Here is a 25,454-nt window from a genome sequence, read left to right on the forward strand (position 1 = left end):
AGTGACCAAGAGTCAAGCGGACGTGGTGCGCACCGCCCTGGAGATCCTCGACGAGCACGGCGCGGGCGCGGTCTCGCTGCGCGCCATCGCCCAGCGCCTGGACGTGCGGATGAACACCGTCCTGTGGCACGTGAAGACCAAGGCCCGGCTGGAGGAGCTGATGGCCGACGCGATCGTGGCGGGCGTGTCGCTCACCGGCCTGCCGGCCGACTGGCGCGAGCGGGCCGCCGAGATCGCGCGCCGCTACCGCCGGGCCCTGCTCGCCCACCGCGACGGGGCCGTGGTCGTGGCCGGCACCTACGCCGCCGAACCGGCCACTTTGGACGTCGCGGAGGCGCTGTGCGCGGCACTGCTGGAGGGCGGGCTGTCCGAACGGGACGCCGCGTGGACGTTGTGGGACGTCATCTACTTCGTCCTCGGGCTCACGCAGGAGGAGCAGGCATTGCCGGGACGCTCCGCGGATGGTCTGGTGCTGGGTGAACGGCCCGCGTTGCGGCGCGTGCTCCCGTTCCTGACCGAGGAGTCGTTCGACGAGCGGTTCGAGCACGGCCTGGCGAAGCTGGTCGCTACTTTCGGCCCTGCTGAATAGGCCGTGCCACATGTGCGCGGACCCGTCCGCGTGCTGTCGCCGGGACCGGCTGCCCACCGCTGACTCGCGGTGGGCAGCCGGTCGGCACGGGATCAGGCGGTGTGCAGCCGCAGCCCGTAGACGTTCAGGATCTCGTTGATCGGCTGGAACCAGGTGCGGCCACCGCTGGAGCAGTTGCCGTAGCCGCCGGACGTCACGCCCTGGGCCTGGTCACCGGTGATGAACGAGCCGCCGGAGTCGCCGCCCTCGGCGCACACGCTGGTGCCCGCCATCTGGTGCACGTCGCCCTGGGCGTACCGGATCGTCTCGTTGCGGCTCTGGATCGCGCCGCAGTGCCACTTCGTCGTCGAGCCCGAGCGGCACACGGAGGTGCCGACCGGCGCCTCCCACGAGCCGCGGACCAGCACGTCGCTCACCCGGCCCCAGCCGAGCACGACGGGCACGGTCCACCAGCCGCCGCCGGTGCGGACCCAGGCGTAGTCGTTGCCGGGGAAGGAGGAGCCGGCGAAGTTGCCCTGGAAGGAGCGGTCCCAGCCGTACACCGCCGCGCCGTTGCCGCCGCAGTGGCCGGCGGTGACGTAGCCGCCGTGCACCGAGAAGCCGATGGAGCATCGGACGTTGCCGGTGTAGTACGGGTCGCCGCCGACGGTGCCGGCCGCGAACGGCTGCGGCTGCCGCACGCCGTCGGTGTTGACGCTGATGGCGCCGAACTGCCTGGCCCTGTCGAGGAACGCGGCGACCTCGGCGGTCTGCTTGCCGGCTTCAACGTTGACGACGACCGTGCCGGTCCTGGGGTCCGGGTGCCAGCTCGCGACCGCGGCCGGCACGGCACCGGTCGCGGACAGGGCGTCGAGCCGGTTCTTGTGGGCGTTCATCGACCCGGCGGACCGGGTGACGAGCTTCGCCACGGCGCCGGTGGCCTCGACCCGGCCGGCCGCCGCCCGGTCGGTGACGGCGACGACGAGGCGGTTGTCCTCGAACCAGCTGCCCGCGTGGGCGGTGCCGGCCTCGGCCTCGGCGCGCGGTGCGAGCACCGACGCGCGGTGTTCCTTCTCCAGGCGCAGCCGCGCCTGCTGTTCGGTCAGCCCGAACGCCGAGCTCATCGCCGACAGCAGGCCGGGCGACAGCTCCTGCGCCGAGGCCTGGGCGGGAGCGGTGAAGGTGGACCCGACCAGCACGAGGGCCAGCGCGGGCACGATTCTGGACACGCTGAGACGCACGCTCTTCTCCTTGTCCGTCAGGGGTCGCCTCCCGCCCCGTTGCGGAAGGCGCGAACATGAGAGCGCTCTCACAGTGACGCAGCCGACACCGGCCGGTCAACCGCTGACAAAGCTCCTGTCCTGCCCGATTCCTGACCGAACGGTCCCAACCGGGCAATCAGGTCATCATCACCACCTGGCGCACCGCCTCGCCGGATGCCAGCCGCGCGAAGCCGTCGTTGATCTCCGGCAGCGTCAGCCGGCCGGAGAGCAGGCCGTCGACCGGCAGCCGGCCGGCGCGGTAGAGGTCGACGAAGCGCGGCACGTCCCGGCGCGGCACGCACGAACCGAGGTAGCTGCCCTTGAGCGTGCGCTCCTCGGCGACCAGGTTCAGCGCGGGCAGGGTGACGGTCCGGTCGGGGTGCGGCAGGCCGACGGTCACGGTGGTGCCGCCGATCGCGGTGGCGGCGTAGGCCTGTTCCAGCACGGCCGCGACGCCGGTGGTGTCGATGACCTTGTCCGCGCCGCCGCCGGTGAGGTCGCGCAGGTGCGCCACGACGTCCGGGCCGCCCGCCACGTCGTGCGTGGCGCCGAGGGTGCGGGCCAGCTGCCGCTTGTGCTCGACGACGTCCACCGCGACGACCTGCGTGGCACCGGCCGTGACCGCCGCCAGGACGGCCGCGAGACCGACACCGCCCAGACCGAACACGGCGACCCGGTCCCCCGGCACGACCCCGGCGCTGTAGAACGCGGCCCCCGCGCCGGTGAGCACCGCGCACCCGAAGAGCGCAGCGATCTCGGGTGGCAGGTCGGAAGGCACGCGTGTGGCCGACCGGTCGGAGACCACGGTGTACTCGGCGAACCCGGACACGCCGAGGTGGTGGTGCGGCCGGGTGCCGTCCGGGAGGGTCCACCGGCGGTGACCGCTCAGCAGGGTGCCCTCGCGGTTGGCGGCGGCACCCGGTTCGCACAGCGCCTGGCGGCCGGACGCGCACCGGCGGCACGCACCGCAGGCGGGCACGAACGACAGCACGACGTGGTCGCCGGGCGCGAACTCGGAGCTCAAGCCCGCCTCGACGACTTCGCCCGCCGCCTCGTGGCCGAGCACCATCGGCAACGGCCGCAGGCGGGAACCGTCGATCACGGACAGGTCGGAGTGGCACAGGCCGGTGGCGCGCACGCGCACCAGCAGCTCGCCGGGACCGGGCGGGTCGAGGTCGAGGTCGACGACCTCCAGCGGGCCGCCGACGGCCGTGAGCACCGCGCCGCGGGTCTTCACGCGACCACCAGCCCTTCCATCCGGGTGCGCAGGCCCGCGGGGATCTCGACGGGCTTGCGGGTCGTGCGGTCGACGAACACGTGCACGAAGTGGCCCTCCGCCACGACGTCCGCGCTGCCTTCGAGGAAGAACCCGACCTCGTAGCGCACGCTCGACCGGCCGAGGTGCCCGACGCGCAGGCCCGCGTCCAGCGCGTCCGGGAACGCCACCGAGGCGCGGTAGTTGCAGTGGGACTCCACGCACAGGCCGATCTCGGCGCCCTCGTGGATGTCGAGGCCCGCCGCGATCAGCCACGTGTTGATCACGGTGTCCATGAACGCGTAGTGGACGACGTTGTTCACGTGTCCGTAGACGTCGTTGTCCGCCCATCGGGTCGGAATCCGCTGCCAGTGCCGGTACTGCTCGCGCACACAACCACCTTTGCTCTGTTCGGACCTTGTTCTGGTTCTGGCACCGTCAGTCGAGCCTCCTGGTCAGCTCGACCCTCGACCGCACGCCGAGCCGCGCGAAGATGTTGCGCAAGTGGTGCTCGACGGTGCGGTGGCTCAGGAACAACCGCGCGGCGATCTCGCGGTTCGTGGCGCCCTCGGCGACCAGCCGCGCGATCTGCGCCTGCTGCGGCGTCAGCTCCGGCCGGTCGCCGGGTTCACCGGTGCTGTCGCCGGCGGCGCGCAGCTCCGCGCTGGCGCGGGCGACCCAGTGGTCGGCCTGGTAGGACTGGAAGATCCGCACCGCGTCGCGCAGGTGGTCGCGCGCCAGCTTGGGTTTGCGGCTCCTGCGCAGCCGGGTGCCGTACAGCAGCTCGGTCTTCGCGAGCTCCATCGCGGTGCCGCTGGCCCGGTGCAGGCGGATGGCCTCCTCGAAGTGCTCGTCGGCGGCGCCGCTGCCGCCTCCGAGCAGCCCGCGGCAGCGGTGGCTCAGCGCGAGGCGGGCCGAGCTGCCCGTCGCCTCAGCCCAGCGTTCGAACCGCCGCAGCGCCCGGTCCCCCGCACCGGGCTGCCCGCACGCGACGGCCGCCTCCACGACCTGCGGTGCGGCCATGACCTTGATGCCGGCGTGGCCGGGGTGCAGGCGCAGCCGGTCGAGCGCGTCGGCCGGCCGGTCCCTGGCCAGGTCGACGCACGCGAACGCCCACGCGCCGAACGTGCCCGGCCGGGTGAGCCCGCGCTGCGTGATGTGCTCGGTGGCGGTGTCGATGCGGTGCAGTGCCGTGTCGGAGTCCCCGCGCAACGCCGCCAGCAGGGCGAGGATCGTCAGGTGGTCGACCACGGCGTTGTGCTGCCCGACCGCCGTCGCCGCGTGCACGCCCTCGGTGGCCGCGGTGAGGGCGGCCGCGTGCTGGTCGAGCAGGAGCGCCGACAGCGCCCGGTAGACCAGCGCCCACGGCACCAGCGCGGTGTACCCGCTCTCGCGCGCCGCAGTCACCGCGCTGGTGGCCATCTCGTGCGACCCGACGGCGTCACCGAGCACGTAGGCGGCCTGGCTGGCCCAGATCCGCGGCTGCGCGCCCGGCACCCGGTGGGCGAGCTCGACGACCTCGCGCAACGCGGGCAGCGCCTCGTCGTGGCGGCCGTCGAAGGTGGCGGCCATCCCGGCCAGGTGGCCGAGCGTGAGCCGGGTGGCCGGTGGTTCGTCGGGCAGCCGGATCTCCCTGGCGAACTCGGCGACGGCGCTGTAGCGGCGGTGGTCACCCGCGATGCTCGCCGCCTCGCCCGCGAACCCGAGTGCCGCGACGGCCAGTCCGCGCCGGGTGCCGACGAGGCTGCGCGCGGCCCGCATGAGCCGGTCGGCGGCGACGTCCGGGAGGCTCTCGCCCAGGTCGATGCCGCCGGCGACGAGGTCCATCAGCGCCTTGAGCTCGGGGGTGTCGGTGAGCCGGACCGCGCAGCGCAGCACCGCCCGCGCCTGGTGCGGTGCGCCGCGGGCCCAGTGGTCGGCGGCGGCGTTGAGGAGGCGGCGGGCCTTCTGCTCGGTGTCCCCGGTCAGCTGGGCGGCGCGGTCGTGGTCGCGGGCGGCGGTGGCGAAGTCGCCGCACCGGCGGGCGTGCTCGGCGCTGGCGGTCAGCAGGTCGGCGGGCCCGTCGTCACCGGCCCGGCCGGCGCGGGCGGCGTGCCACGTGCGCCGCGGGCCCGCGGGCAGCAGCTCGGCCAGTTCCGCGTGCGCCCGGAACCGCGCGGCCGGCGACAGGCCCGCGGCCAGCGTCGACCGCACCAGCCGCCGCGGGTCCAGCAGCGTTCCCGCCTCCGTCACCGCCTCCAGGTCCCCGGTGAGCCGCGCCAGGTCGTCCGCGGTCAGCTCCTCGTCCACGGCGGCCAGCGCCACCGCGGTCCGCGCCCGTTCCGACAGCCCCGCGAACCGCGCCAGCAGCCGCGCCCGCAACGAGCTGGCCTGCGGCAACCCGTCCGGTGGCGGCGCGATGCCGCCGAGCTGGTCCGACGTGAGCGCCCCCGCCAGCTCCACCAGCGCGAGCGGGTTGCCGCACGCCAGGTCGGCGAGGTCGACCGCCAGCGCGGGTGGGAGACCCGGCAGCAGGTCGTGCAGCACGAGCAGGCTCTCGGCCCGGTCCAGCGGGTCGAGCACCACGTGCGGCAGCCCGAACGCCTCCCCCTCGGTGGCGATGAGCAGCGCCGCCCGCGTCCCGGTCACGTCGGCGGCGAGCCGGCGCAGGTCGTCGTCGAGCTCGCGCACGTCGTCGAGGCACAGCACCGCCTCGTGCGAACGGCGGGCGTGGTCGAGCAGGGCGGTCCGGCCACTGCCCGGTTCGCCGCACACGACGAGCACCCCGCCGTGGCCGGCTCGCGCACGTCGGAGCAACGCGTCCACGGCGACGCGCTGCCGGTCACGGCCACGCAACATCGGGCCAGTTTCACCGCGGTGGAGGCCCAGCGGAAGGGGTCTGGGACAAATTCAACTACCAGCGTTAGTTTTACCGCTGAAGTTCTTCGCGAGACCGGTGGTTGCACCGATGCGGACCTGTGCGCGGCGGTTGCAGGGTCGAGAGGTCCTCGCACTTCCCCTGCCGAATGAGGTGTACAACGCCGTGCAACTCCGCTCCCTGCTCCCCCTGGCGCTCACGCTGGTGCTCGTCACCGGCACCGGTACCGCACACGCGGCCAACCCCTACGAACGCGGTCCCGCCCCGACGAACGCGAGCATCGAGGCGCTCCGCGGGCCGTTCGCCGTGTCGGAGACCTCGGTGTCCTCCCTGGTCGGCGGTTTCGGCGGCGGCACGATCTACTACCCGACGAGCACCGCCTCCGGCACGTTCGGCGCCGTCGCGATCTCCCCCGGCTACACCGGCACGCAGTCCAGCATCTCGTGGCTGGGCCCGCGCCTCGCGTCCCAGGGCTTCGTGGTGTTCACCATCGACACGAACACGATCTACGACCAGCCCGACAGCCGCGCCTCCCAGCTGCTCGCCGCACTGGACTACCTGACCCAGCAGAGCAGCGTCCGGTCCCGCATCGACACCACCCGGCTCGGTGTCATGGGCCACTCGATGGGCGGCGGCGGCACGTTGCGCGCCGCCAGCCAGCGCCCCGCCCTGCAGGCGGCGATCCCGCTGACCGGCTGGCACACCACGAAGAACTGGTCGTCGGTGCGCGTGCCGACGCTCGTGGTCGGCGCGGAGGACGACTCGATCGCACCGGTCGCGTCGCACTCGGAGCCGTTCTACACGTCGCTGCCGTCCACGCTCGACAAGGCGTACCTGGAGCTCAACAACGCGAACCACTTCGCGCCGAACTCGAACAACACGACGATCGCGAAGTACAGCATCTCGTGGCTCAAGCGGTTCATCGACAACGACACCCGCTACGAGCAGTTCCTCTGCCCGGCACCGGGCCGCAGCACCCTGATCGAGGAGTACCGCGACACCTGCCCGCACTCGTAACCCGGTCACGGGTCGCAGCGCCGCGACCCGCGCCACCCCGGCCTTCGCCCTCATCGGGTGGGGCCGGGGTTCGGCTGCTCTAGCTGACGTGCTCCTCCACGACCCACGACCGCGTCCGCGACCGGTCCAGGAACAACGCCTCGTCGGCGGCCACACCGGACCCCTCGGCGAGCGCGAGCGCGAGCCACCTCTGCCGGGTGGGCTCGTCGGCGAACCTCATGTGGGTGAGGACGTCGAACTCCACGTCGGCGGACTCCGGCAGGTAGTTGCGGGCGTAGTAGTCCGGCGGTGGTGCGACGCTGAGGACGAGCGGCACGTGGTGGTGCTCGTAGTAGTCGACGAACTCGGCTCGGGTGAACCCGCGGTGTGCCTTGAGCAGAGCCATGGTCGTGATCACGACGGGTGTCAGCTCTCCCAGACGATCGGCGACTTCACGTAGTCGTCGCCGCGGTTGTACTCGCCCGCGACGACCTTGGAGCCGTCCGTGGCCGCGGTCAGCACGCAGGTCTCGTACGTCTCGCCGGCGGCGGTGAACGTCTTCGGGGCGCTGGTGGAGTCGCAGTTCGGGGTGTCGCCGCTGATGATCACGCCGGTGCCCTTGCCGTCGGCGCCGAGACCGCGCAGGGAGATCGAGATGTAGCGCAGGTCGGTACCGCTCAGGTTCTCGACCTTCACCCGCAGGTAGAACGGCGTGATGCCCTTGGCCTTGTCGCCGAACTTCGCGAGGTCCTCCTTCGCGCCCTGCTCGATGGCGGTGAGGGTGACGGCCACGGTGCCGCTCTTGTCTCCGAGCGTGAAGGGGATGACCGCGCGGGAGCCGACCTTGAGCTTCGAACCGGGCGCGGTGACCTCGCCGCCGGCGGCGATCGGGGCGTTCGAGGTGGAGCTGGGCTTCGAGGTGGTGCTGCTCGTCGTCTCCGCCGCGGTCGTGGTCTCGGCGGGCGTGGGAGAGCCGCTGGTCTCGGAGCCGCACGCCGACAGGAGCAAGCCCGCCGCGGCGACGATGATCAGGGAACGTCGGGCGTGCGTCACTGCGGAACTCCTCGCTGCGGAACCTGGGGCTGCCCAGCAGGCTAGGTCGCGGGTGGACGGTCCGGTATCGGTCGTTCGCACCACACGCGACTCACAGGTCGTCGAGCCCGATCAGACCGTCCTGGATGGCCCGTGCCACGAGCGCCGCCTTCGTGGGCGCCTGCCGGCCGATCGCCGCGTACTTCACCCTGATCCGCTCCAGGTGCGAGTTCACCGTGCTGAGCGCGATGTTGAGCCGTTGCGCCACGAACTCCTTCGACTCCGACTGGAACCACTCGACCAGCACCTCGGTCTCGCGCGGCGACAGCGCGGGCCGCGTCTCCGACCGGTCCCCCGCCAGCGCGCCCGCGAGTGCCGGCGGAGTGTAGGACTGCCCGTCCGCCGCCGCGCGCACGGCCTGCACGAGGTGCTCGGCGCCCTCGGCCTTCGTCAGGTAGCTGAGCGCGCCGAGCTCCAGGCACTGCAGGGCGATCTCGTCGTCGGCGCGCATGGAATACACGACGACCCGGCGACCGTCCTCGGCCAGCCTGCGCAGCTCCGCCGTCGCGGGCGTGACACCGCCCAGGTGCAGGTCGAGCACGACCACGGCGTCCTGCGGCGCGGCCCAGGCGACCTCGACGTCCTCCCCGCTGCCCACGAGCGCGATCGGTGGCTCCGCTGTGGACAGCCAGTGCGCGACCCCCGCCCGCACCACGGGGTGGTCGTCCACCACGACCGCCGTCACGTCGCCCGCCATCGCGCCTCGCTCCTCACCAGTCCGCTGTGGACGCTCGTCTCGACCGCGACCACCTCCGGCACGCCGTCGTGGTGCGGCAGCTCTCCCGGCGCGTCCGCCACCACCGCCACCCGCACCTCCGTGGCCGTGCGGAGCAGACTCACCTTCGCACGCCCACCGGCCACGGCGAGCGCACGGGCCATCGGCGCGACCAGCTCCCGCCGCACCTCCGTCGGCACCGGCGTGGCCGTGCCGCTGACCGCGAGCGACACCACCACCCCGCGCCGTTCCGCGACGTCCACACAGGCCGTCAGCTCGTGCAGCAACGGGTCCGGCACGTCGTCGTTCTCCGCGAACAACCGCCGCAGCTGCACCGCCGCCACCGAGCACCGCACCCGCGTCGGCTCGTCCGCGACGCTCACGACCTCGTCGGCGAGGTCCGCCAGCAGCGGCAGCACCGCCCCCAGCTGGCCCTCGAACCCGGCCCGCAGGTCCTGCTCCCGCTGCCGCGCCAACTCCTCCCGCGTGCGCGCCGCGTCGTGCTCGGCGGCCGCCTCCGCGGCGAGCCGCCCGTCCCGCAGGAGCACCCCCGTGATCACCATGACGCCGACCTGGAAGCTCGTGCCGCTGAGGATGACGACCCCCGCGGTACCCCCGTCGCCGTTGCCGGCGTGCAGGAACCACCCGACCGACAGGGCGAGGTGGGCGACGAGGGCGGCGACGAGGGGCCGGGGCCGTTCGACGAGGACGAGCAGCAGGTACCAGCCGATGAGCCCGAACGCCCAGTCCTGCGACCCGAGCGGCGTGCCGGCGGCCTGGGCGGTGGTGGCGAGGACCGACGCCACCAGGACCACGGCGGTGAGCCCCGCGGCCACCGCGGTGCCGAGCTGGGCGCGACCGGCGGCGACGTGGCCGCCGACGATCGCGAGGACCGCGGTCAGGAGGGTGTACGCGGTCCACGCGGTGGTGGAGCCGGGGCCGATGGCCAGGGACGGGAGGGTGAGGACCAGTTGGATGGCGGTGACGACGACCAGCAGGACCTGGCGGGTGGTGGTGACGACGGCGAGATCGGTCATCGCCCACCGGCCCGGTCGGGGGCTGCGGAGTGGTCGGGGGTTCCGGGCGGGTCGAGGGTTGCGGGGCGGTCGAGGGCTGCCGCGTGGTCGGCCGGGCTTTTGCCGGCGGTCCACGCCAGCCGAACCGTCGTCCCCGCTCCCGGCACCGAGTCGATCTCCACCGACCCGCCGACGGCGCGCACCCGTTCCACGACGGACTCCCGCACCCCGCGCCGGTGCGGCGCGACGTCCGCCGGCACGAACCCCGGGCCGTCGTCGCGCACCACCACGGTGGCGCCACCGTCCACCCGCGACACGACCACGTCCGCGGTCGCGCCGGGTGCGTGCCGGGCCACGTTCGTCAGCAGCTCCCGCACGGACCGCACGAACGCCAGCGCCACCACGGCGGGCACCGGCACGGCCTCCACCGGCGCGACCGCGACCCGCGCGTCGACCTGGCCCCCGGCCACCGCCGACCCGGCCGCAACCCGCACCCCAACACGGTCCCCGGCCGCCACCCGCACCCCGGCCCGGTCCCGCCCCACCGCCACGACCGCGCCCCGCGCGTCGACCTGGTCCCCGGCCACCGCCGACCCGGCCGCCACCCGCACCCCGGCCCGGTCCCGCCCCACCGCCACGAGCGCCGCACCGAGGTCGACCGTCCCCTGGGCGTTGTCCCGCTCGGCCAGCACCACCAGGTCCCGCCGGGCCTGCGCGGCCACGGCCGAGGGCTCACCGCCATGCGCCGCCATGAGGAAGGTCGCCGCCGCCGTGTCGTGCAGCAACGCCAGGTACTCGCGTTCCCGCCGGCTGCGGTCCAGCGCCACGGCCGCCGCCCGGTTCTGCGAGGCGGCGCGTTCGCGCAGAACGTCGACGCGGCGGCTGGAGCGGCGCAGGAGCTCGTAGGCGAGCCGGGCCAGCACCGACTCCAGCACCGCGCGCACCAGGACGTCCGGTCCGGCCGCCGTCACCGCCACGACCAGCAGCAACGCCGTCGCGGGCACGGTGACCCGCGGCGGGTGCTGCCACTGCCAGGTGATCAGGGTGGTGGTGAGGACGGTGAGCGTCCACTGCTCGACGGTGCCGCCCAGCACGACGAACAGCACCACCACCCGCGCGAACGCCACCGGCAGGGCCACACCGGGCAGGCGGAAGTCGGCGGCGGAGGTGAGCACGACGAACGCGAACAGCGTCCAGCCCGCCGCGGAGCCCGCGGACAGCGCGCCGAAGAGGCTGATCAGGACGACACCGGCGCCGCGGACGGGACCCGCGAGGCGGGACACCGTCGCGAGGAGCCTCGCCTCCAGCAGCACGCCCGGCATTGTGCCAGGTCAGCTCTCGTGCGCCGCGGCGGTCAGGCGGCGGTGTCCCTGGTGCGCCGGACCGCGACCACGATCAACGCGATCAGGCCGAACAGGGGGATCGTGCTGATCGCCCAGGACAGGCCCATCGGCGGGCCGGGCTGTTCCATCACCTGGAGGTTCTTCAGCTCACCGGTGCCGGTGCCGGCCGGTCCGGTGATGTCGAACCGCATCGCCCACGTCCCCGGCACGGGCAGCGCCTGCACGTCCAGTCCCCACACCTCGCGCTTGCGGGGGTGGCGGGCCAGCGGGTCGTCGCCGACCACCTTGTCGGCGTGCACCAGCGTCAGCGTGCCCTGCTTGCCGGTGATGCCGTCCTCGGGCGCGAACGTGAAGTCCAGCGACTGCATGGCCTTGAGCGGCCAGGTGCTGAACCCGACGGTCAGGTCGTACGGGCCGGCCTTGACCTTCTCGGTGTGCACGACGTTCACCGGTTCGAAGGCCAGCGCCGGGGCGGCGAGACCGAACAGCAGGGCGGCCGCACCGGCCAGTCCCAGCACCGTCTTACGCATGGCTGTTCTCCTTTGCCGGCGCCAGGTGGCGCAGCGTGCGGCCGAAGCGGCGGCCGGCCAGGCCGGCGAGGGCGCCGAAGACCGCGCCGGCGGCGATGGTGGCGAGGTAGCGGTCGGTCGCGGGGAACCGGCCGTCGCCGAAGACGAGGATGCGCTGCACCGGCGCGCAGGCCGTGATGAGCACGCCGCCGAGCGCGCCGGGGACCCACGCGGGCAGTCGGTGCAGCAGCTCGGCGGCGACCCCGACGAGGACCAGCGCCATCGGGATCATGTTGGGCAGCGCGGGAACGCCGTCGGTGTAGTCGCGCAGCGGCAGCCCGGTGGCGGAGGCGTAGACCTCGGTCGCCCACGGCGAGAACCACCAGAACACCGCCTGCAGCGCCGCGACCACCACCGCGACGGCGAGCGCCCCACCGCGGCGGTTCAGCGCGTTGCCCGCCATGAACAGGATCAGCACGGAGAAGAACGCGGCGCCGACGTTGATCGAGTTCACGACCCCGTTCGGCAGCGCCTGCAGGCCGATGACGGTCACCATGCTGAACGCGAGCAGCACCGCCGAGGCGCCGACCACGCCGTAGGCACCCCACGGCCGGTCACGGGCGACGGCGAACACCATCACCGCGCCGACCATCGTGATCGAGATCGACAGCAGCAGGCCGATGTGCGGCGGCGAGGCGATCACCGCGTCGAAGCCGTACAGGCTGTGCCACCACTGGTCCCACAGCCCGTAGACGAGGAACAGCGCCGCGCCGATGCCGGAGATCAGGTAGCCGACGGGTGCGGAGAACGTGCGGCCGAAGACGCCGACAGCGCGGCCGCCGACGATCGGGTCGACGTGCCGGTCGCGCTTCGCGGCGGCCGTCGTCATCAGCACGACGGCGAGGCTCGCCAGGCCCGAGATCGCGCTGCCCGCGTACAGGAACAGGTGCGGCATCGTGAAGAACGTGTCGGGCCCGACGTCGGTGTGCCACTGGATGTCCCAGGTCAAGCCGATCAACGAGATCAGGGTGCCGCCGACCACGAGACCCGCCGGCACCACCCCCTTCGGGACGGTCCTGGCTGACGGTGCGGCCACCGTCGACGCCGTGATGTCCATCGTTCCTCCCCCTTCAGGTGAGCAGCAGCGGGATGACGACCCGCTGCTCGCTGAGTGACACGGTGATCTCCCACTGCCCGGCCATGAACAGGTCGACGGCGCCGACCCGGTAGTGGCCGGGTTCGAGCGGGGCCGCGGTGATCGGGGCGACCGCGTGGCCCATCTGCGGCATCGCCGGCTCGACCACCACCTCGCCGTGGGCGGGGCTGCCGGACCGGTCGGTGATGCGCAGGTCGAACGAGTTGGTGCCGGTCCGCGTGCTCGTGGGCGTGAGGACGAACCGCAGCCGGTCGGTCTCGGCGAGGTGCGACTGCGCCTCGACGGTGCGCGGCCACAGCACGACGAGCACGCCCACCAGTGCGGCGACTCCGGCCAGCACGGCCACGACGTAGGTGCCCCTGGTGCGTTTCACTTGGTGGCGACCCCCTTCGCCGCGGGCACGTCGACGACCTTCGGCACGGTGACGATCGAGTAGTCCCGTTCGACCTGGATCCACACGAGGTAGCGGCCGGGCAACGGGAACGAGTAGGTGAACGGCACGTCCGGCCCGTAGGCCGCGACGCTCTCGTCGGGCTGGTCCGGCATGCCCGGCACCGGCGGGATCATCGAGTGCACGTGCGCCCAGATCGGTGCCTCGGCCACACCACCGGTGACGGGACCGTCGCCGACCGGACCGACGACGATCATGTGGCCGAGCATGCCCAGCCACGGTTGCAGGTCGCGCTCGCCGAAGCGGGCGGTGAGCGTGCTGGGCCGGCCCGCTTCCCGGAGGTCCACCGCCACGTCGGCCTTTCCGTCGTGGGCAACGGGAGAACCGGTGCCGGCGACGTCGATGCGGGAGCGCAGCAGCTGCACTCCCCCGCCGCGCCGGGCGATCTCCGCGGCGAGCGCGTGCACGCCCCGTTCCGCGCCGGACAGCCGGGTGCGGTACTCGCCCGGCCCGGTGCGGACCGGGTGCAGGTGCCGCAGCGCCCCGGTGGGCGACACCACGACGAGGTGCACGAACGCGTTGTCGTGCACCAGCAGGTCGTCCACCGGTCGGCCGGACGAGCCGTCGGTCAGGTCCAGCACGAGGTCCGCGCCGTCCATGCGCGGCACCAGGTTCACCGGCGGCCGGGAGAAGTCCGTTGTGGACGTTCGTTGCCACGGGTCGAGCACGGTGTCGTAGGTGGGGTCGAGCTGCGCGCCGGGTGCCGGTGCCGGGGGGATGCTCGGTGCGAGCAGCGCCGCCGTCACCGCGACGGCCACGGCCGCGACCATCCCGCCGGCCGGCACGAGGGCCAGCGAGGGCATTCCCAGCACCGCCAGCACCAGCGCGGCGAACAGCAGCACGCCGGCCGCGATGAACCCGCCGTAGGTCGCGTTCTCCCACGGTGGTGCGACGTTGGCCGGCACGACGAACGGGATCGTCGCCTCGTCGACCACCAGCTCCCACGGGCCGGGCCGGTCGACCTCCACGACACCGGAGTGGAAGCCCGGCGTGGCACCGAGGACCACCTTCGCCGTGCTCGACCGGGCACCGGCGGCCCGCGCGGTCAGCGTGAGCTCGCCCGGCGGTGTGCCGGCGTGGGTGACCACGTCGACGTGCACCGGTCCGGGCACCTCCGCGACCCGCCGGATGATCACGGTCAGCTCGCGGTCGCCCAGGCTCTGCGCGACGTGCAGGTCGCTGCCCGACTGGGCACCGTCGGCCAGCGCGGGGGCCGCGACCGAGAAGACCGCCCCCAGCACCAGCAGCAGGATCGCACCACTTCGCTTCATCGTGACCGAAGATAGCGATCATGACCCGCGGGCCGCGTCACTGCGGGGTCGGAAACCGGGTCCCCCGCACGGGGGATTTCCGACCCCTGCACAGCGGGAGGAGCTCAGGGCGGCGATGCGGCAGGATCCACTGCGATGGACTCGATCAAACTGCCCCTGAAGCACCAGTCGCGACTGGTCGCGCTCGTCTGCATGGTCGCGGATGCCGGGTTCGTGGTGTACGACGCCTGCTCTGCCGGGCAGCTGGCCGTGGTGCTCGCCATGACCCTGGCCGTGGACGCGATGCTGGCCGGTCCCGCGCGGCTGTCCGGCTGGGTGGCGCTGGCGCAGGCGGCGGTTCCGGTGGTCATCCTCCTCACCATGGGCAGGGGCATCGACCACAACGACGCGGGCATGCTGATCGCCGGGTACCGCGCGGGGGCGTGGCTGCGCGGCGCACCGGCGTGGGCGTCGCTCGGCGTGCTGTCGGCCAGTCTCATGACGGCCCCGCTGGTGAACGAGTACGGCGTGACGATCGCGGTGCTGGTCGCGACCAAGGCGGCGGTGCTGCCGTGGCTCGTCGGCCGCTACACCACGGCCAGGCGCGCCTACCTGGCCGAGCTGGAGAAGCAGCGCGAGGTGGAGGAGCTGGACGCGCAGGCGGCGGTGACGAAGGCGATCACCGAGGAGCGCAGCGCGATCGCCCGCGACCTGCACGACGTGATCGTGCACCACGTCAGCGCCATCAACCTGCACGCGGGCGCCGCCCGGCTGGGCACCGTCGGCAGCAACCCGAAGCTCGCCACGTCGCTGCTCTCGGTCGAGACGGCCAGCCGCGCGGCCATGGTGGACCTGCGCCACCTGCTCGACCTTTTACACGGCACCAACGCGGAGGGCGCGCGCCAGCCGGGGCTGGACAACCTCGACGAGCTGTTCGACGGCGTGCGCGCGGCCGGCACGCCCGCGCGGTTGCTGGTGCGCGGCCAGCACCGGGAGATCCCGGAGTCGTTGGACGTCACCGTGTACCGGATCATCCAGGAGATGCTCACCAACGCGCTGCGGCACGGCGACGCGTCCGGGGTGACGGTGACCCTGGAGTACGCGCCGCGCGCGCTGACCGTGACCGCCGAGAACACCGCCGGCTCCGGCACCGGCCACTCCGGCTCCGTGCGCCGCGGCCTGGTCGGCATCCGCAACCGCGCGGGCATGTTCGCGGGCACCACCCAGTCAGGTCTGGAACCGGACGGCCGGACCTGGCGCACCGCCGTCACGTTCCCCCTGGAGGCGTCATGACCCTGTCGGTGCTGGTCGCCGACGACCACGCGATGCTGCGCTCCGGCATGCGCGCGATCTTCGAGACGCAGGCCGACCTGCGGTGCGTCGGCGAGGTCGCCGACGGCAGGGCCGCGGTGGCCGAGGTGGCGCGGCTGCGCCCGGACGTGGCCGTGCTCGACATCCGCATGCCGAAGCTCGACGGCCTCGGCGCGACCGAGCAGATCCTGGCCGACCCCGGCAACCGCACGAAGGTGCTGCTGCTGACCACCTACGACTCCGACGAGTACGTCTACCGGGCGCTGAACGCCGGTGCGAGCGGTTTCTTGCTGAAGTCGCTGCCGCCGGAGGAGCTGATCTCCGCGGTGCGGGTGGCGGCGCGCGGGGACGCGTTGATCGACCCGTCGGTGACGCAGCGGCTGATCGCGCGGTTCGCCGTGAGCCTCGCCCCTCCCCCGACGCCGCCGGAGCTGGCGCTGCTGACCGCGCGGGAACGCGAGGTGCTGCAACTCGTCGCGGCGGCGCACAGCAACGCCGAGATCGCGGCCCGGCTGCACGTCGGCGACGAGACGGTGAAGACGCACGTGTCGCGGGTGCTGGCAAAGCTGGGGCTGCGGGACCGCGTGCACGCCGTCGCCTACGCGCACATGAACGGGCTCGTGCGGCGCTCGTGAAATTCGCTGTCGCGTGGCGTGGCGCGGTGGTAGACAGCCGCCGTGCAGAATCCTCCGGCGTTCCCCGAACTGCTGCGGTCGATGGACGAACGCTCCACCGCCTTCCGCTCCGCGGTCGCCGCCGCACCCGACCTCGACGCGCAGGTACCGAGCTGTCCTGAGTGGACACTGCACGACCTGGCCCAGCACATCGGCGAGGGCCGGCGCGCCTGGGCCGCCACCGTCGCCGCGGGCCCCGGTGCTGCGGGGAGGTCACCCGCGGACGGGGTGGCGCCGCGGGACCGCGCCGAGCTGGACGCGTGGCTCGCCGAGTCGACCGAGCTGCTGCTGGCCGCGCTGCGGGAAGCGGGTCCCGACCGCGGGTGCTGGGTGTGGTGGACCGGCTCGCAGTCGCCGGCGACCTGCGGAGCCGTTGCGCGGCACCAGCTCCAGCAGCTCGCCGTGCACACCTACGACGCGCAGCTCACCATCGGCGCACCGCAGCCGTTGCCCTCCGACGTGGCGCTCGACGGTGTCGACGAGTTCCAGCGCACCTGCGTGGCGACGACGAGCCCGTGGCCCCACGAGCCCGCGGTGGTCGACTACCGCGCCACCGAGGGCCGGTCGTGGCGGGTGCGGCTCTCCGCGGAAGGGGCCCGCGTGATCACCGGCGAGGGCCCGGCCGACCTGACCGCGACGGGCACGGCGAGCGAGCTGGTGCTGGCGTTCTACGGCCGTGTCCCGGCGCAGGCGCTGGAGTTGGAGGGCGACGCGCGGATCTTCGACCGGCTGGCCGCCTGGGAACCCGCCTGAGGTCATCCCCTGGTCTGATCCGGACGTGCCGGGAGCAACGCCGCGCCACCGCCGCACGTCAGCCGATCATGACGTGGAAAGCACTCGGCGCGACCGCGGTCCTCTGCGCGACCCTCGTGACCCCCGCCCACGCCGCCGGCCAGGTGGTCACGCGGGTACCGGAAGCCGACCGGACAGCCGCGCTGGAGCACTGGACACCGGAGCGCGTGAAGGCCGTCGGAGAGGGCGAGGTCCCACCGGCCGAGACGATCGGCAGGCCGTACGCGGGGACGGCGCCCGCGGGGGTGGGGCGGTTGTTCACGTCGAGCTCCCGGGGTGAGGACCGCTCCTGCTCGGCGACGGTCGTGCCGAGCGCGAGCGGGGACGTCGTGCTCACGGCCGGGCACTGCGTCCACGGCGGCACGGACCGGCTGGGCCGGCCGATCACGATCGGCGCCGTGGTGTTCGTCCCCGGCTACGACCACGGAGCGGGCCCGGTGTTCGCGGCACGCGCGTTCGCCTGGCCGGACACCTACCGCGGGCCGTCGAGCGCAGAGGACGACTACGCCGTGGTCGCGCTCGACCCGGTGGGCGGCCGGCACGTCCGGGACGTGGCGGGTGCGCAGCGGGTGTCGTTCGACGAGGCCGGCTCACCGGTCGGCGCCACGCTGCTGGGCTACCCGGTCTCGGCGCTGAACCGGGGCGAGGCGCTGGTCGAGTGCGTGCGACCGGCGTCGTTGCGGGTCAACTCCGTCATGGCGGAGTGGCGGACGGACTGCGACCTGGCCGGGGGGACGAGCGGTGGGCCGTGGTTGCGCGACTTCGACGCGGCGACCGGGCAGGGGACGGTCTTCGCGGTCACCAGCAGGGGCACGATGAACGTCGACGGCGTCACGACGGACCTGAGCGGAGCGGCGTTCACCCCCGCCGTGCGCGCGTTGCACGAGAACGCGGGAAGGCTGTGACCGCGCGGGGGAAGGTCGAGCGCGACTGGTGGCTGCTGCTCGTCGCGCAGGCCATCAGCACGACGGGCACGCAGGTCACCGTCGTGCTGATCCCCGCCGTCGCCATCCTCGCGTTCGGCTCCGGCATCGGCTCGGCGACGCTGCTGCTGGTCGCCGAGTTCCTGCCGGCGGCGCTGCTCGGGCCGTTCGCGGGCGTGCTGATCGACCGGCTGAGGCCGCGCACCGTGCTCGTGGCCATGGACCTCGTCCGCACCGCCGCCCCGGCCGTGGTCGCGCTGGTCGTCGCGTCCGGGCTGCGGGACATCTGGGTGCTGTACGTGCTGGCCGCGGTCTTGGGTGTGGCGGGCGCGGTGTTCGACGCCGCCGCCGAGGCCGCGATCCCCGGTCTGGTGGCGCCCGACCGGCTGGACCGCGCGAACGCCACCCGGTCGGGGCTGCTCAACCTGGTCCGCGTCGCCGGTCCCGGACTGGGCGGCCTGATCATCGCGGTGGCCGCCTCCGAGCTCGCCCTGCTCGTCACCGCCGGCACGTTCTTCGCCTCGGCGGTGGTGCTCGTCGGAGCCACCTCCGCGACGCTGCTGACCTGGCGCTCGCCCGCGGCGGACGGTCCGTCCCTGGCCGACCAGCTGCGCGACGGCGTCCGGTACCTGCGCGGCGACCTGGTGCTGCGCCGGGCGGTCCTCGGCACGGCGACCATGAACCTCGCGGGCAGCGGCATCGGCGCGCTGTTCTTCGTGTACGCCTACCAGCAGCTGCGGCTCGGCCCGGACGAGGTCGGCCTGACGATGTCCGCGTTCAGCCTCGGCGCCGTGCTGGGCGCGGCCGGGTCGGCGTGGGTGACGCGCAGGCTGACCGCCGGTCTCGCCTGCGCGGTGTGCGCGGCCGTCGCGGCGGCCGCGCTCTTCCTGATCCCGGCCGCGGCGCTGGGCCTGGCGTTCCCGGTGCTGACGGTCTACCAGTTCGTCTTCGGCGCCGCCGCGACCGCGTGGGCGGTCATCCTGCTGACCCTGCGGCAACGCCGGACCGCGCCGGAGCTGCTCGGCCGGGTGGGCTCGCTGGTCGGCGCCGTCACCGTCGCCACGGTGCCGCTGGGTGCCGTGCTCGGGACGGCGCTCGCCGGGGCGGTCGGGCTCACCCCGGCGATGCTGCTGCTCGCCGTGCTCGCCGCGACCACCCCGGCGTTCTACCTCAGTCCCGGGTTCCGCTACGCCGACAGCCGCTGAGCAGCGAGCCGGCCGGAGATCAGCACCGGCGGGATGCCGACGCCGGGCGTGGTGCCGCTGCCGGCGAGCACCACGTTGCCGTCGCGGAACGGCAGGTTGCTCGGCCGGAACGGGCCGGTCTGCCCGAACGTGTGAGCGGCGGAGAACGGCGTGCCCGCCGCCTGGCCGTCCCTGGCCCAGTCGTCCGGCGTGATGACGGCGAGCGGTTCGGCGTCCACGACGAGCTTGCGCGCGGTCATCTCGGCGACCAGCTCCTCGGCGTAGCGCTCGGCCATCGCGTCCCAGCGGATCGGCGCCGCGTCGAGGTTCGGGCACGGCGCCAGCAGGTACTGCAGGTGCCGCCCCTGCGGTGCGAGGTCGGGGTCGGTCAGCGACGGGGTGGTCAGCAGCAGCGACGGGTCGCTCATCAGCCGGCCGCGCCGGATGATCTCGTCGAACGTCTCGTTCCACCGGTCGCCGAACGAGATCGTGTGGTGGGCGAGGTCGTCGGCGATGCGGCGGGCGCTCAGGTGCACCACGACCGCCGACGGCGACCAGCGCAACGGCACCACCCGGCGCGGTTCGCCGCGCAGCAGGCGCGTGCTCTGCGCCGGGCCGGTCGCGAGCACCACCGCGTCGCACGGGAACCGCGCGTCGGCCGTGCGCACCGCCTGCACCCGGTGGCCGGTGCGATCGAGCTGCGTCACCTCGACGCCGTAGTGGAACTCCACGCCCGCGCGCGCCGCGGCGTCCGCGAGCGCCTGGGGCATGGCGCGCATGCCGCCCTTCGGGAACCACACGCCGGCGATGGTGTCCATGTAGGCGATGACGGCGTACGCGGCCAAGGCGTCCTTGGGCGCGACACCGGCGTAGAGCGCCTGGAACGTGAAGACCCGCTTCAGCCGTTCGTCGTGCAGGAACTTGCCCACCGCCCGGTCGAGCGACCCGAAGCCGCCGAGCCGGGTGAGCCGCAGCAGCTCCGGCCCCACCAGGTCGAGCGGGGAGTCGAAGCTCGAACCGATGAAGTTGTCCCGCTCGACCTCGTACAGCTCCTTGAGCCACGCCCGCAGGTCGCGGTAACCCTGCGCCTCGCGGCCGCCCGCGAAGTCGCGGACCGCCTGTTCCATCTGCTCGCCGTCGGTGTGCACGTCCAACGCCGACCCGTCGGAGAACGACGCCCGGTAGGCCGGGTGCAGCGGCAGCAGCTCGAGGTGGTCCTCCCGCCGCTGGCCCACGGCGGCGAACGCGTCGTCGAGCAGCTCCGGCATCGTCAGCACCGTCGGCCCGGTGTCGATCCGGTGCCCGTCCACGTCGAGCCGCCCCGCGAGCCCGCCGGGGTGCGGCAGGCGTTCCAGGACCGTCACCTCGTGCCCCGCACCGCGCAGGTGCAGCGCTGCCGACAACCCGGAGAGCCCGGCACCGACCACGACCACCCGGTCGGTGCGGCCCTTCACCACGTTCACCACTGCCCGGTCACGCCTTCCGCACGGTGGCCTTGCCGGCCAGCCTGATCAACTCGCGTTTCGCATCGGGGTCGATGCCCGCCCGGTCGAGCGCCATCAGCGCGTTCGCCGACAGCACGTCGATGTGCTCCTCCACCGCGTCGACGGCACCGAGCTCGACCAGCAGCTCGCACACCCGTTCCACCAAAGTGTCGTTCACCGGCCCGGTGAGGCTGCGCCGCAGCACCGCCGCCGACCCGTTCGTGGCACGGGACAGCGCGATCGCCATCAACGCCGTCCGCTTGCCCTCGCGCAGGTCCTCGCCCACCGGCTTGCCGGTGACCGCCGGGTCGCCGAACACGCCGATGAGGTCGTCACGCAGCTGGAACGCGATGCCGATGTCGCGGCCGAACTCGCGCAGGCACGCCACGGTGTCCGGACCGGCGCCGGCGATCGCCGCACCGAGCTGCAGCGGCCGTTCCACGGTGTAGGCGGCGGTCTTGAGCGCCGCAACCCGCAGCGCCTGCTCCAGCGACTCCTCCCGGCGCGCGACACCGAGCAGGTCGAGGTGCTGGCCCGCCATCATCTCGGTGCGCATCGCCTGCCACGGCACCCACGCGCGCTGCAGCGCCGCCGGGGAGAGCCCCGCGGTCACGAGCGCGTCGTCGGCCCAGGCGAGGGCGAGGTCGCCCACGAGCACCGCGGCCGAGTCGCCGTACTGGCGGGCACTTCCGGCCCAGCGCGACCGGCGGTGCCGCAGTGCGAACAGCTCGTGCACCGACGGCCGGCCGCGCCGCATCGTGGAGCGGTCCATCACGTCGTCGTGCGCCAGAGCGCAACATTGCAGCAACTCCAGGCAAACCAGGGCGCGCACGACGGCGTCCCGCTCCCCTCCCCCCGCGGCGCGCCAGCCCTCCCAGGCGAACCGCGGCCGGATCCTCTTCCCTCCCGCGGCGAGCATCGCGTGCAGCTCGCCGGCGAGCTCCGGCACCACGTCCGGGCGGTCGGCGAGGAACTCGTGCAACGCCGCGTCGAACAGGGCGGCGAAGTCGTCCACCCGCGACATGCGGGTGTCCACGCTGGTCAGCAGCGACATCGTCGCCCCTCTCGGCGGTCGGTCCTGGTCAGGTAAATGGAGCTAATCAGCGCCGCAGCGGCTTCGCATGATGAGCGTGGTCGTTGTGCACGGCGACACAGCCGGTTCTAGCGTGGGCACATGTCCGCAGACCGGGAGCTCGACGCCGCCGGCATCACCACACCTGCCCTGCGTGAGGCGTACCGGCGTTGCCGTGCGCTGAACGCGGAACACGGCCGCACCTACTACCTCGCAACACGGTTGCTCAGTCCGGAGCAACGCCCCGCCGTCCACGCGCTGTACGGGTTCGCCCGCTGGGTCGACGACATCGTCGACGACCTCCACAGTGGACTCGACCGGAAGCAGGCCGCCCTCGCCGAGGCCGAGCGGAACCTGGAGGTCGCCCTGCGCGACGGCGCCTCCACTGACCCGGTGATGTCCGCCCTGCTCGACACCGCACACCGCTACGAGATCCCGCACGTCCACTTCCGCGACTTCATGACGTCCATGCGCATGGACCTGACCACCACCGACTACCCCACCTTCTCCGATCTAAAGACGTACGTGCACGGTTCCGCCGCGGTGATCGGCCTGCAGGTGCTGCCGGTGCTCGGCACGAGCGTGCCGCGCGCGGAGGCGGAACCCGCCGCCGCCGCGCTCGGCGTCGCGTTCCAGCTGACGAACTTCATCCGCGACGTCGGCGAGGACCTCGACCGCGGCCGGGTCTACCTGCCGGCGGACGAGCTCGCGGCGTTCGGCGTCGACCGCGAGCGGCTGGTGCACGCGCGCAAGACCGGCAAGGCCGACGAGCAGGTGCGGGCGGCGTTGCGCGACCAGGTGCAGCGGGCGAAGCGGGTGTACACGGAGGCGTGGCCGGGTATCGCGATGCTCGCGCCGCGTTCGCGCCCGTGTGTGTTGACGGCGTATCGGCTCTACGGCCGCATCCTCGACCTCGTGGAGGAGGCGGACTGCGACGTGCTGTCCCGGCGCGTCGTGGTGTCCAACGGCAGGCGGCTCGCCGTCGCGCTCCCGGCGCTGGCCAGGGCGGTGTTCGCCCGTGCGGCCTGATGGAGGGAAAGCCATGCGCGACCGGATTCCACTGCGCGTCTACTCGAGCCCGCCGTGGCGCGAGCAGCGCCCGACGTGGCAGGACGCCAAGCCCGCGCTGATCGAGGCGGCGCTCAAGCGCGCCACCGCCCGCCCGTCGGGCAACTGGTTCGTCGCGGGGGCGAGCGGGGACGTCGAGCGCGGCAAGGTCTGCGGCCGCACGATCGCCGGGCAGGAGGTCGTGCTCTGGCGCGGGCCGCGGGGCGTGCTGATGGCGGGTTCCGGGTCGTGCCCGCACCTGGGTGCGCCGCTGTGCGACGGTGCCGTGGCCGAGGGCAGGCTGATCTGCCGCTGGCACGGCCTCGCGCTGGAGGGCAAGAAGTTCGGCGCGTGGGCGCCCTACCCGGCGCACGACGACGGCGTGCTGGTGTGGGTGCGGCTGGACGAGGCCGGTGGCGAGGAGCCGCTGCCGGCGCCGGTGCTGCCGCAGCGCCCGCCTGCCGGTGCGATCGACGCCGTGGCCACGCTGATCGGCCGTTGCGACCCGGAGGACGTGGTCGCGAACCGGCTCGACCCGTGGCACGGCGCGTGGTTCCACCCGTACTCGTTCGCGAACCTCAAGGTCGTCGAGACGCCGACCGAGGAGGACGACAGGTTCCTCGTCGAGGTCACGTTCCGGCTCGCCGGCCGGGTCGGGGTGCCGGTGGTCGCGGCGTTCACCTGCCCGGAGCCGCGGACGGTGGTGATGCACATCGTCGAGGGCGAGGGCGAGGGCAGCGTCGTCGAGACGCACGCGACCCCGATCCGCGAGGGCCGCACCGCGGTCGTGGAGGCGACCATCGCGCACTCCGACCGGCCCGGTTTCGCGCTGGCGCGGCCGGTGGCCGGTGCGCTGCGCCCGATGATGCGCTGGGCGGCGGCCCGGTTGTGGCGCGACGACCTGGCCTACGCCGAACGCCGGTACGCCCTTCGGCGAAACGGGCGGTTCCCCGACTGAGCGAGTCGACTTGCACCGATTTTGAATCGAATTTAGGCTAGGAGGCGTCAGCGCGGTCAGACCCCGAAGAGGACGTGCGCCATGCCCGAACTGTCTCGTTTGCCCAGGCCTGTCACCGACTCGTGGGACTGGCAGCTCTCCGGCCTGTGCCGCGGCATGGACAGCGCCTACTTCTTCCACACGCCCAACGAGCGCGGCTCCGCGCGCGACCAGCGCGAAGCCGCGGCCAAGGCGATCTGCCAGCGCTGCCCGGTGATGGAGAAGTGCCGGTCGCACGCGTTGGAGGTGCAGGAGACGTTCGGCATCTGGGGCGGCCTCGGCGAGAGCGAGCTGAGGGCGATCCTCTCCGAGCGCTCCCGCCGGCGGTGACCTACGCACCCCGCGCTGTCGCCGCGATGCTCGGCGTCTCCCCTGTCACGTTGAGGACGTGGGACCAGCGCTACGGGCTGGGCCCCTCCGGGCGCACCGAGGGCGGCCACCGGCGGTACGAGGAGGCCGACGTCGAGGTGCTGCGCCGGATGGTCGCGCTGACCGGCCAGGGCGTCACCCCCGCGGCCGCGGCCGAGCTGGCGCAACGCGGACCGGCTGACCGGCGCGGCACCCCGCGCGCCCTGCTCGGCGCCGACGAGGCCGAGTCGGTCCGCCGCGGTTTCATCACCGCCGCGAAACGCCTCGACGAACCGCTGATGCTCGACCTCGCCGGCAAGCTCCTCACCGCCCACGGCGTGGTGGCCGCGTGGGAGCAGGTCTTCGCGCCGTGCCTGGTGGAACTGGGCCACATGGTCACCGAACGCGGCCGGGGCGTGGAGGTCGAGCACCTGGCGAGCTCCAGCCTGCTGCACGCGCTGCGCGGCGTCCCGGTGGCGAGCAGCCCCGGCGTGCTGGCCGCGCTGCTCTCGTGCGCCCCGGAGGAACAGCACGGCCTGGCGCTGGAGGCCCTCGGTGCCGCGCTGTCCGAGGAGGACGTGCTGTGGCGCAACCTCGGCGCCCGCGTACCCGCCCAGGCGCTGTACGACGCGGTGGTGCGGCTGCGCCCGGCCGTCGTGCTGGTGTGGGCGCACCGCCCCGACCTCGCCCGGCAGGTGCCGCTCACGAAGCTCGCCGAGCGGTCGAGCGCCCTGGTCGCGGTCGCCGGGCCCGGCTGGGCCGAGGTGGCGCTGCCGTCGTTCGTGCGGGCACCCGGCACGTTGAGCGAGGCCATCGACCTGGTGCTCCACCGCGTCCGCGGCTGACCCGCGTCCCTCTCACCGCGGCCAGGACGCGGGCTAGGAAGTCTTGTCCGCCCTCTCCCCTCCTTGCTGCCCAGGCGTCTGCAAGTACCACCAACACATGATCAAACCGTCGCTGACTACCACCAACACGGTCACCACCTGTCGAACCAGGTTCCAGGTCCGCGGACGGCCGGCGGCGCTGTTGGCAGTAGAAAAGTGCCTGTTGATGTTGAGTTGGAAGCTTCTATGTCAAGCGGTGGCGGGTAGTTGGGTGTTTGTGCTGCTCATGTCGGTTTTGAGTGCTGTGTAGACGATGTCGGAGAGGTGT

The 25,454-nt window shown here is 73.4% G+C and carries 26 protein-coding genes; 11 read left to right on the forward strand and 15 right to left on the reverse strand.

All coding sequences use genetic code 11. The features are described from left to right. Position 1: 1 nt before the first annotated feature. Positions 2-589, forward strand: coding sequence for a TetR/AcrR family transcriptional regulator (locus ACZ7CH_RS15310; protein WP_470369002.1), 588 nt, complete (start codon positions 2-4; stop codon positions 587-589). Positions 590-681: 92 nt separating this feature from the next. On the opposite strand, the gene ACZ7CH_RS15315 is transcribed toward ACZ7CH_RS15310, so the two are convergent. The 4 genes from ACZ7CH_RS15315 to ACZ7CH_RS15330 form a co-directional block, all read right to left on the reverse strand. Continuing rightward, on the reverse strand, positions 682-1,809 hold the full coding sequence (locus ACZ7CH_RS15315; RefSeq protein ID WP_458432621.1) for a S1 family peptidase: 1,128 nt from the start codon (positions 1,807-1,809) through the stop codon (positions 682-684). A 157-nt stretch (positions 1,810-1,966) separates the two neighbouring features. After that, complete coding sequence (locus ACZ7CH_RS15320; protein ID WP_470374173.1) at positions 1,967-3,067, reverse strand: zinc-binding dehydrogenase; 1,101 nt, start codon at positions 3,065-3,067, stop codon at positions 1,967-1,969. Beyond that, entirely contained in the window at positions 3,064-3,477 is a 414-nt protein-coding gene (locus ACZ7CH_RS15325) for an acyl-CoA thioesterase (RefSeq protein ID WP_360384382.1), read from the reverse strand. The genes ACZ7CH_RS15320 and ACZ7CH_RS15325 overlap by 4 nt, the downstream gene beginning before the upstream one ends. 46 nt (positions 3,478-3,523) lie before the next feature. After that, positions 3,524-5,923 carry a helix-turn-helix transcriptional regulator gene (locus ACZ7CH_RS15330; protein WP_470374174.1) on the reverse strand — a complete coding sequence of 800 codons (2,400 nt, stop codon included), beginning with the start codon at positions 5,921-5,923 and terminating at the stop codon, positions 3,524-3,526. A 184-nt stretch (positions 5,924-6,107) separates the two neighbouring features. On the opposite strand from ACZ7CH_RS15330, the gene bdeA reads away from it, so the two are divergent. Next, positions 6,108-6,959, forward strand: coding sequence for a bis(hydroxyethyl) terephthalate hydrolase (gene bdeA / locus ACZ7CH_RS15335; RefSeq protein ID WP_458432623.1), 852 nt, complete (start codon positions 6,108-6,110; stop codon positions 6,957-6,959). Between the two features lie 79 nt (positions 6,960-7,038). On the opposite strand, the gene ACZ7CH_RS15340 is transcribed toward bdeA, so the two are convergent. From ACZ7CH_RS15340 to ACZ7CH_RS15380, 9 genes are all read right to left on the reverse strand, one after another. Beyond that, the gene (locus tag ACZ7CH_RS15340; RefSeq protein WP_470374175.1) at positions 7,039-7,356 is read right to left on the reverse strand and encodes an EthD domain-containing protein; all 318 of its coding nucleotides are present in this window, start codon (positions 7,354-7,356) and stop codon (positions 7,039-7,041) included. 8 nt (positions 7,357-7,364) lie between these two features. Continuing rightward, positions 7,365-7,991 (reverse strand): hypothetical protein, encoded by a 627-nt coding sequence (locus ACZ7CH_RS15345; protein WP_360384389.1) that lies wholly within the window; start codon positions 7,989-7,991, stop codon positions 7,365-7,367. Positions 7,992-8,082: 91 nt separating this feature from the next. After that, positions 8,083-8,727 (reverse strand): response regulator, encoded by a 645-nt coding sequence (locus tag ACZ7CH_RS15350; RefSeq protein WP_458432625.1) that lies wholly within the window; start codon positions 8,725-8,727, stop codon positions 8,083-8,085. Continuing rightward, complete coding sequence (locus tag ACZ7CH_RS15355) at positions 8,712-9,782, reverse strand: hypothetical protein (RefSeq protein WP_470374176.1); 1,071 nt, start codon at positions 9,780-9,782, stop codon at positions 8,712-8,714. The genes ACZ7CH_RS15350 and ACZ7CH_RS15355 overlap by 16 nt, the downstream gene beginning before the upstream one ends. After that, on the reverse strand, positions 9,779-11,074 hold the full coding sequence (locus ACZ7CH_RS15360; RefSeq protein WP_470374177.1) for a sensor histidine kinase: 1,296 nt from the start codon (positions 11,072-11,074) through the stop codon (positions 9,779-9,781). Before ACZ7CH_RS15360 ends, ACZ7CH_RS15355 begins: the two co-directional genes overlap by 4 nt. A 41-nt stretch (positions 11,075-11,115) precedes the next feature. Beyond that, positions 11,116-11,634 (reverse strand): hypothetical protein, encoded by a 519-nt coding sequence (locus ACZ7CH_RS15365; protein WP_360384397.1) that lies wholly within the window; start codon positions 11,632-11,634, stop codon positions 11,116-11,118. Beyond that, on the reverse strand, positions 11,627-12,730 hold the full coding sequence (locus ACZ7CH_RS15370) for a hypothetical protein (protein ID WP_360384399.1): 1,104 nt from the start codon (positions 12,728-12,730) through the stop codon (positions 11,627-11,629). The genes ACZ7CH_RS15365 and ACZ7CH_RS15370 overlap by 8 nt, the downstream gene beginning before the upstream one ends. A gap of 13 nt (positions 12,731-12,743) precedes the next feature. Then, positions 12,744-13,142 (reverse strand): FixH family protein, encoded by a 399-nt coding sequence (locus ACZ7CH_RS15375; RefSeq protein ID WP_470374178.1) that lies wholly within the window; start codon positions 13,140-13,142, stop codon positions 12,744-12,746. Next, positions 13,139-14,491, reverse strand: a complete 1,353-nt coding sequence (locus ACZ7CH_RS15380; RefSeq protein WP_458432630.1) for a hypothetical protein — start codon at positions 14,489-14,491, stop codon at positions 13,139-13,141. The genes ACZ7CH_RS15375 and ACZ7CH_RS15380 overlap by 4 nt, the downstream gene beginning before the upstream one ends. Before the next feature lie 135 nt (positions 14,492-14,626). On the opposite strand from ACZ7CH_RS15380, the gene ACZ7CH_RS15385 reads away from it, so the two are divergent. From ACZ7CH_RS15385 to ACZ7CH_RS15405, 5 genes are all read left to right on the forward strand, one after another. Continuing rightward, a complete protein-coding gene (locus ACZ7CH_RS15385; RefSeq protein WP_458432632.1) occupies positions 14,627-15,763 on the forward strand; it encodes a sensor histidine kinase in 1,137 nt (378 codons plus the stop codon). Beyond that, positions 15,760-16,416 (forward strand): response regulator transcription factor, encoded by a 657-nt coding sequence (locus ACZ7CH_RS15390; protein WP_360384407.1) that lies wholly within the window; start codon positions 15,760-15,762, stop codon positions 16,414-16,416. Before ACZ7CH_RS15385 ends, ACZ7CH_RS15390 begins: the two co-directional genes overlap by 4 nt. Before the next feature lie 42 nt (positions 16,417-16,458). Then, on the forward strand, positions 16,459-17,208 hold the full coding sequence (locus ACZ7CH_RS15395) for a maleylpyruvate isomerase family mycothiol-dependent enzyme (RefSeq protein ID WP_360384409.1): 750 nt from the start codon (positions 16,459-16,461) through the stop codon (positions 17,206-17,208). Between the two features lie 68 nt (positions 17,209-17,276). After that, positions 17,277-18,152, forward strand: a complete 876-nt coding sequence (locus tag ACZ7CH_RS15400; RefSeq protein WP_470374179.1) for a trypsin-like serine peptidase — start codon at positions 17,277-17,279, stop codon at positions 18,150-18,152. Further along, positions 18,149-19,375, forward strand: a complete 1,227-nt coding sequence (locus tag ACZ7CH_RS15405; RefSeq protein ID WP_470368994.1) for an MFS transporter — start codon at positions 18,149-18,151, stop codon at positions 19,373-19,375. Before ACZ7CH_RS15400 ends, ACZ7CH_RS15405 begins: the two co-directional genes overlap by 4 nt. Here the strand turns inward: ACZ7CH_RS15405 and crtI are convergent. Further along, positions 19,357-20,817 carry a phytoene desaturase family protein gene (gene crtI, locus ACZ7CH_RS15410; protein WP_360384980.1) on the reverse strand — a complete coding sequence of 487 codons (1,461 nt, stop codon included), beginning with the start codon at positions 20,815-20,817 and terminating at the stop codon, positions 19,357-19,359. The two genes, ACZ7CH_RS15405 and crtI, sit on opposite strands and share 19 nt — an antisense overlap. Before the next feature lie 10 nt (positions 20,818-20,827). Next, entirely contained in the window at positions 20,828-21,892 is a 1,065-nt protein-coding gene (locus ACZ7CH_RS15415; RefSeq protein WP_470374180.1) for a polyprenyl synthetase family protein, read from the reverse strand. 120 nt (positions 21,893-22,012) lie between these two features. Between ACZ7CH_RS15415 and ACZ7CH_RS15420 the strand changes: the two genes are divergently transcribed. From ACZ7CH_RS15420 to ACZ7CH_RS15435, 4 genes are all read left to right on the forward strand, one after another. Next, positions 22,013-22,939 carry a phytoene/squalene synthase family protein gene (locus ACZ7CH_RS15420; RefSeq protein WP_470368992.1) on the forward strand — a complete coding sequence of 309 codons (927 nt, stop codon included), beginning with the start codon at positions 22,013-22,015 and terminating at the stop codon, positions 22,937-22,939. 13 nt (positions 22,940-22,952) lie between these two features. Next, positions 22,953-23,915: a DUF5914 domain-containing protein gene (locus ACZ7CH_RS15425; protein WP_470374181.1), complete on the forward strand. Its 963-nt coding sequence runs from the start codon at positions 22,953-22,955 to the stop codon at positions 23,913-23,915. An 81-nt stretch (positions 23,916-23,996) separates the two neighbouring features. Continuing rightward, positions 23,997-24,284 (forward strand): WhiB family transcriptional regulator, encoded by a 288-nt coding sequence (locus ACZ7CH_RS15430; protein WP_360384421.1) that lies wholly within the window; start codon positions 23,997-23,999, stop codon positions 24,282-24,284. Beyond that, complete coding sequence (locus tag ACZ7CH_RS15435) at positions 24,281-25,147, forward strand: MerR family transcriptional regulator (protein WP_470374182.1); 867 nt, start codon at positions 24,281-24,283, stop codon at positions 25,145-25,147. The genes ACZ7CH_RS15430 and ACZ7CH_RS15435 overlap by 4 nt, the downstream gene beginning before the upstream one ends. The last annotated feature ends 307 nt before the right edge of the window (positions 25,148-25,454 follow it).

The organism is Lentzea sp. NPDC037011, assembly GCF_055607425.1.

Excerpts from the sequence above, each read along its gene's own strand:
- ACZ7CH_RS15330 (WP_470374174.1), bottom strand. The coding sequence starts at position 5,923 with ATGTTGCGTGGCCGTGACCGGCAGCGCGTCGCCGTGGACGCGTTGCTC.
- ACZ7CH_RS15350 (WP_458432625.1), bottom strand. The coding sequence starts at position 8,727 with ATGGCGGGCGACGTGACGGCGGTCGTGGTGGACGACCACCCCGTGGTG.
- ACZ7CH_RS15355 (WP_470374176.1), bottom strand. The coding sequence starts at position 9,782 with ATGACCGATCTCGCCGTCGTCACCACCACCCGCCAGGTCCTGCTGGTC.
- ACZ7CH_RS15365 (WP_360384397.1), bottom strand. The coding sequence starts at position 11,634 with ATGCGTAAGACGGTGCTGGGACTGGCCGGTGCGGCCGCCCTGCTGTTC.
- ACZ7CH_RS15370 (WP_360384399.1), bottom strand. The coding sequence starts at position 12,730 with ATGGACATCACGGCGTCGACGGTGGCCGCACCGTCAGCCAGGACCGTC.
- ACZ7CH_RS15380 (WP_458432630.1), bottom strand. The coding sequence starts at position 14,491 with ATGAAGCGAAGTGGTGCGATCCTGCTGCTGGTGCTGGGGGCGGTCTTC.
- ACZ7CH_RS15385 (WP_458432632.1), top strand. The coding sequence starts at position 14,627 with ATGGACTCGATCAAACTGCCCCTGAAGCACCAGTCGCGACTGGTCGCG.
- ACZ7CH_RS15390 (WP_360384407.1), top strand. The coding sequence starts at position 15,760 with ATGACCCTGTCGGTGCTGGTCGCCGACGACCACGCGATGCTGCGCTCC.
- ACZ7CH_RS15400 (WP_470374179.1), top strand. The coding sequence starts at position 17,277 with ATGACGTGGAAAGCACTCGGCGCGACCGCGGTCCTCTGCGCGACCCTC.
- ACZ7CH_RS15415 (WP_470374180.1), bottom strand. The coding sequence starts at position 21,892 with ATGTCGCTGCTGACCAGCGTGGACACCCGCATGTCGCGGGTGGACGAC.
- ACZ7CH_RS15420 (WP_470368992.1), top strand. The coding sequence starts at position 22,013 with ATGTCCGCAGACCGGGAGCTCGACGCCGCCGGCATCACCACACCTGCC.
- ACZ7CH_RS15425 (WP_470374181.1), top strand. The coding sequence starts at position 22,953 with ATGCGCGACCGGATTCCACTGCGCGTCTACTCGAGCCCGCCGTGGCGC.
- ACZ7CH_RS15430 (WP_360384421.1), top strand. The coding sequence starts at position 23,997 with ATGCCCGAACTGTCTCGTTTGCCCAGGCCTGTCACCGACTCGTGGGAC.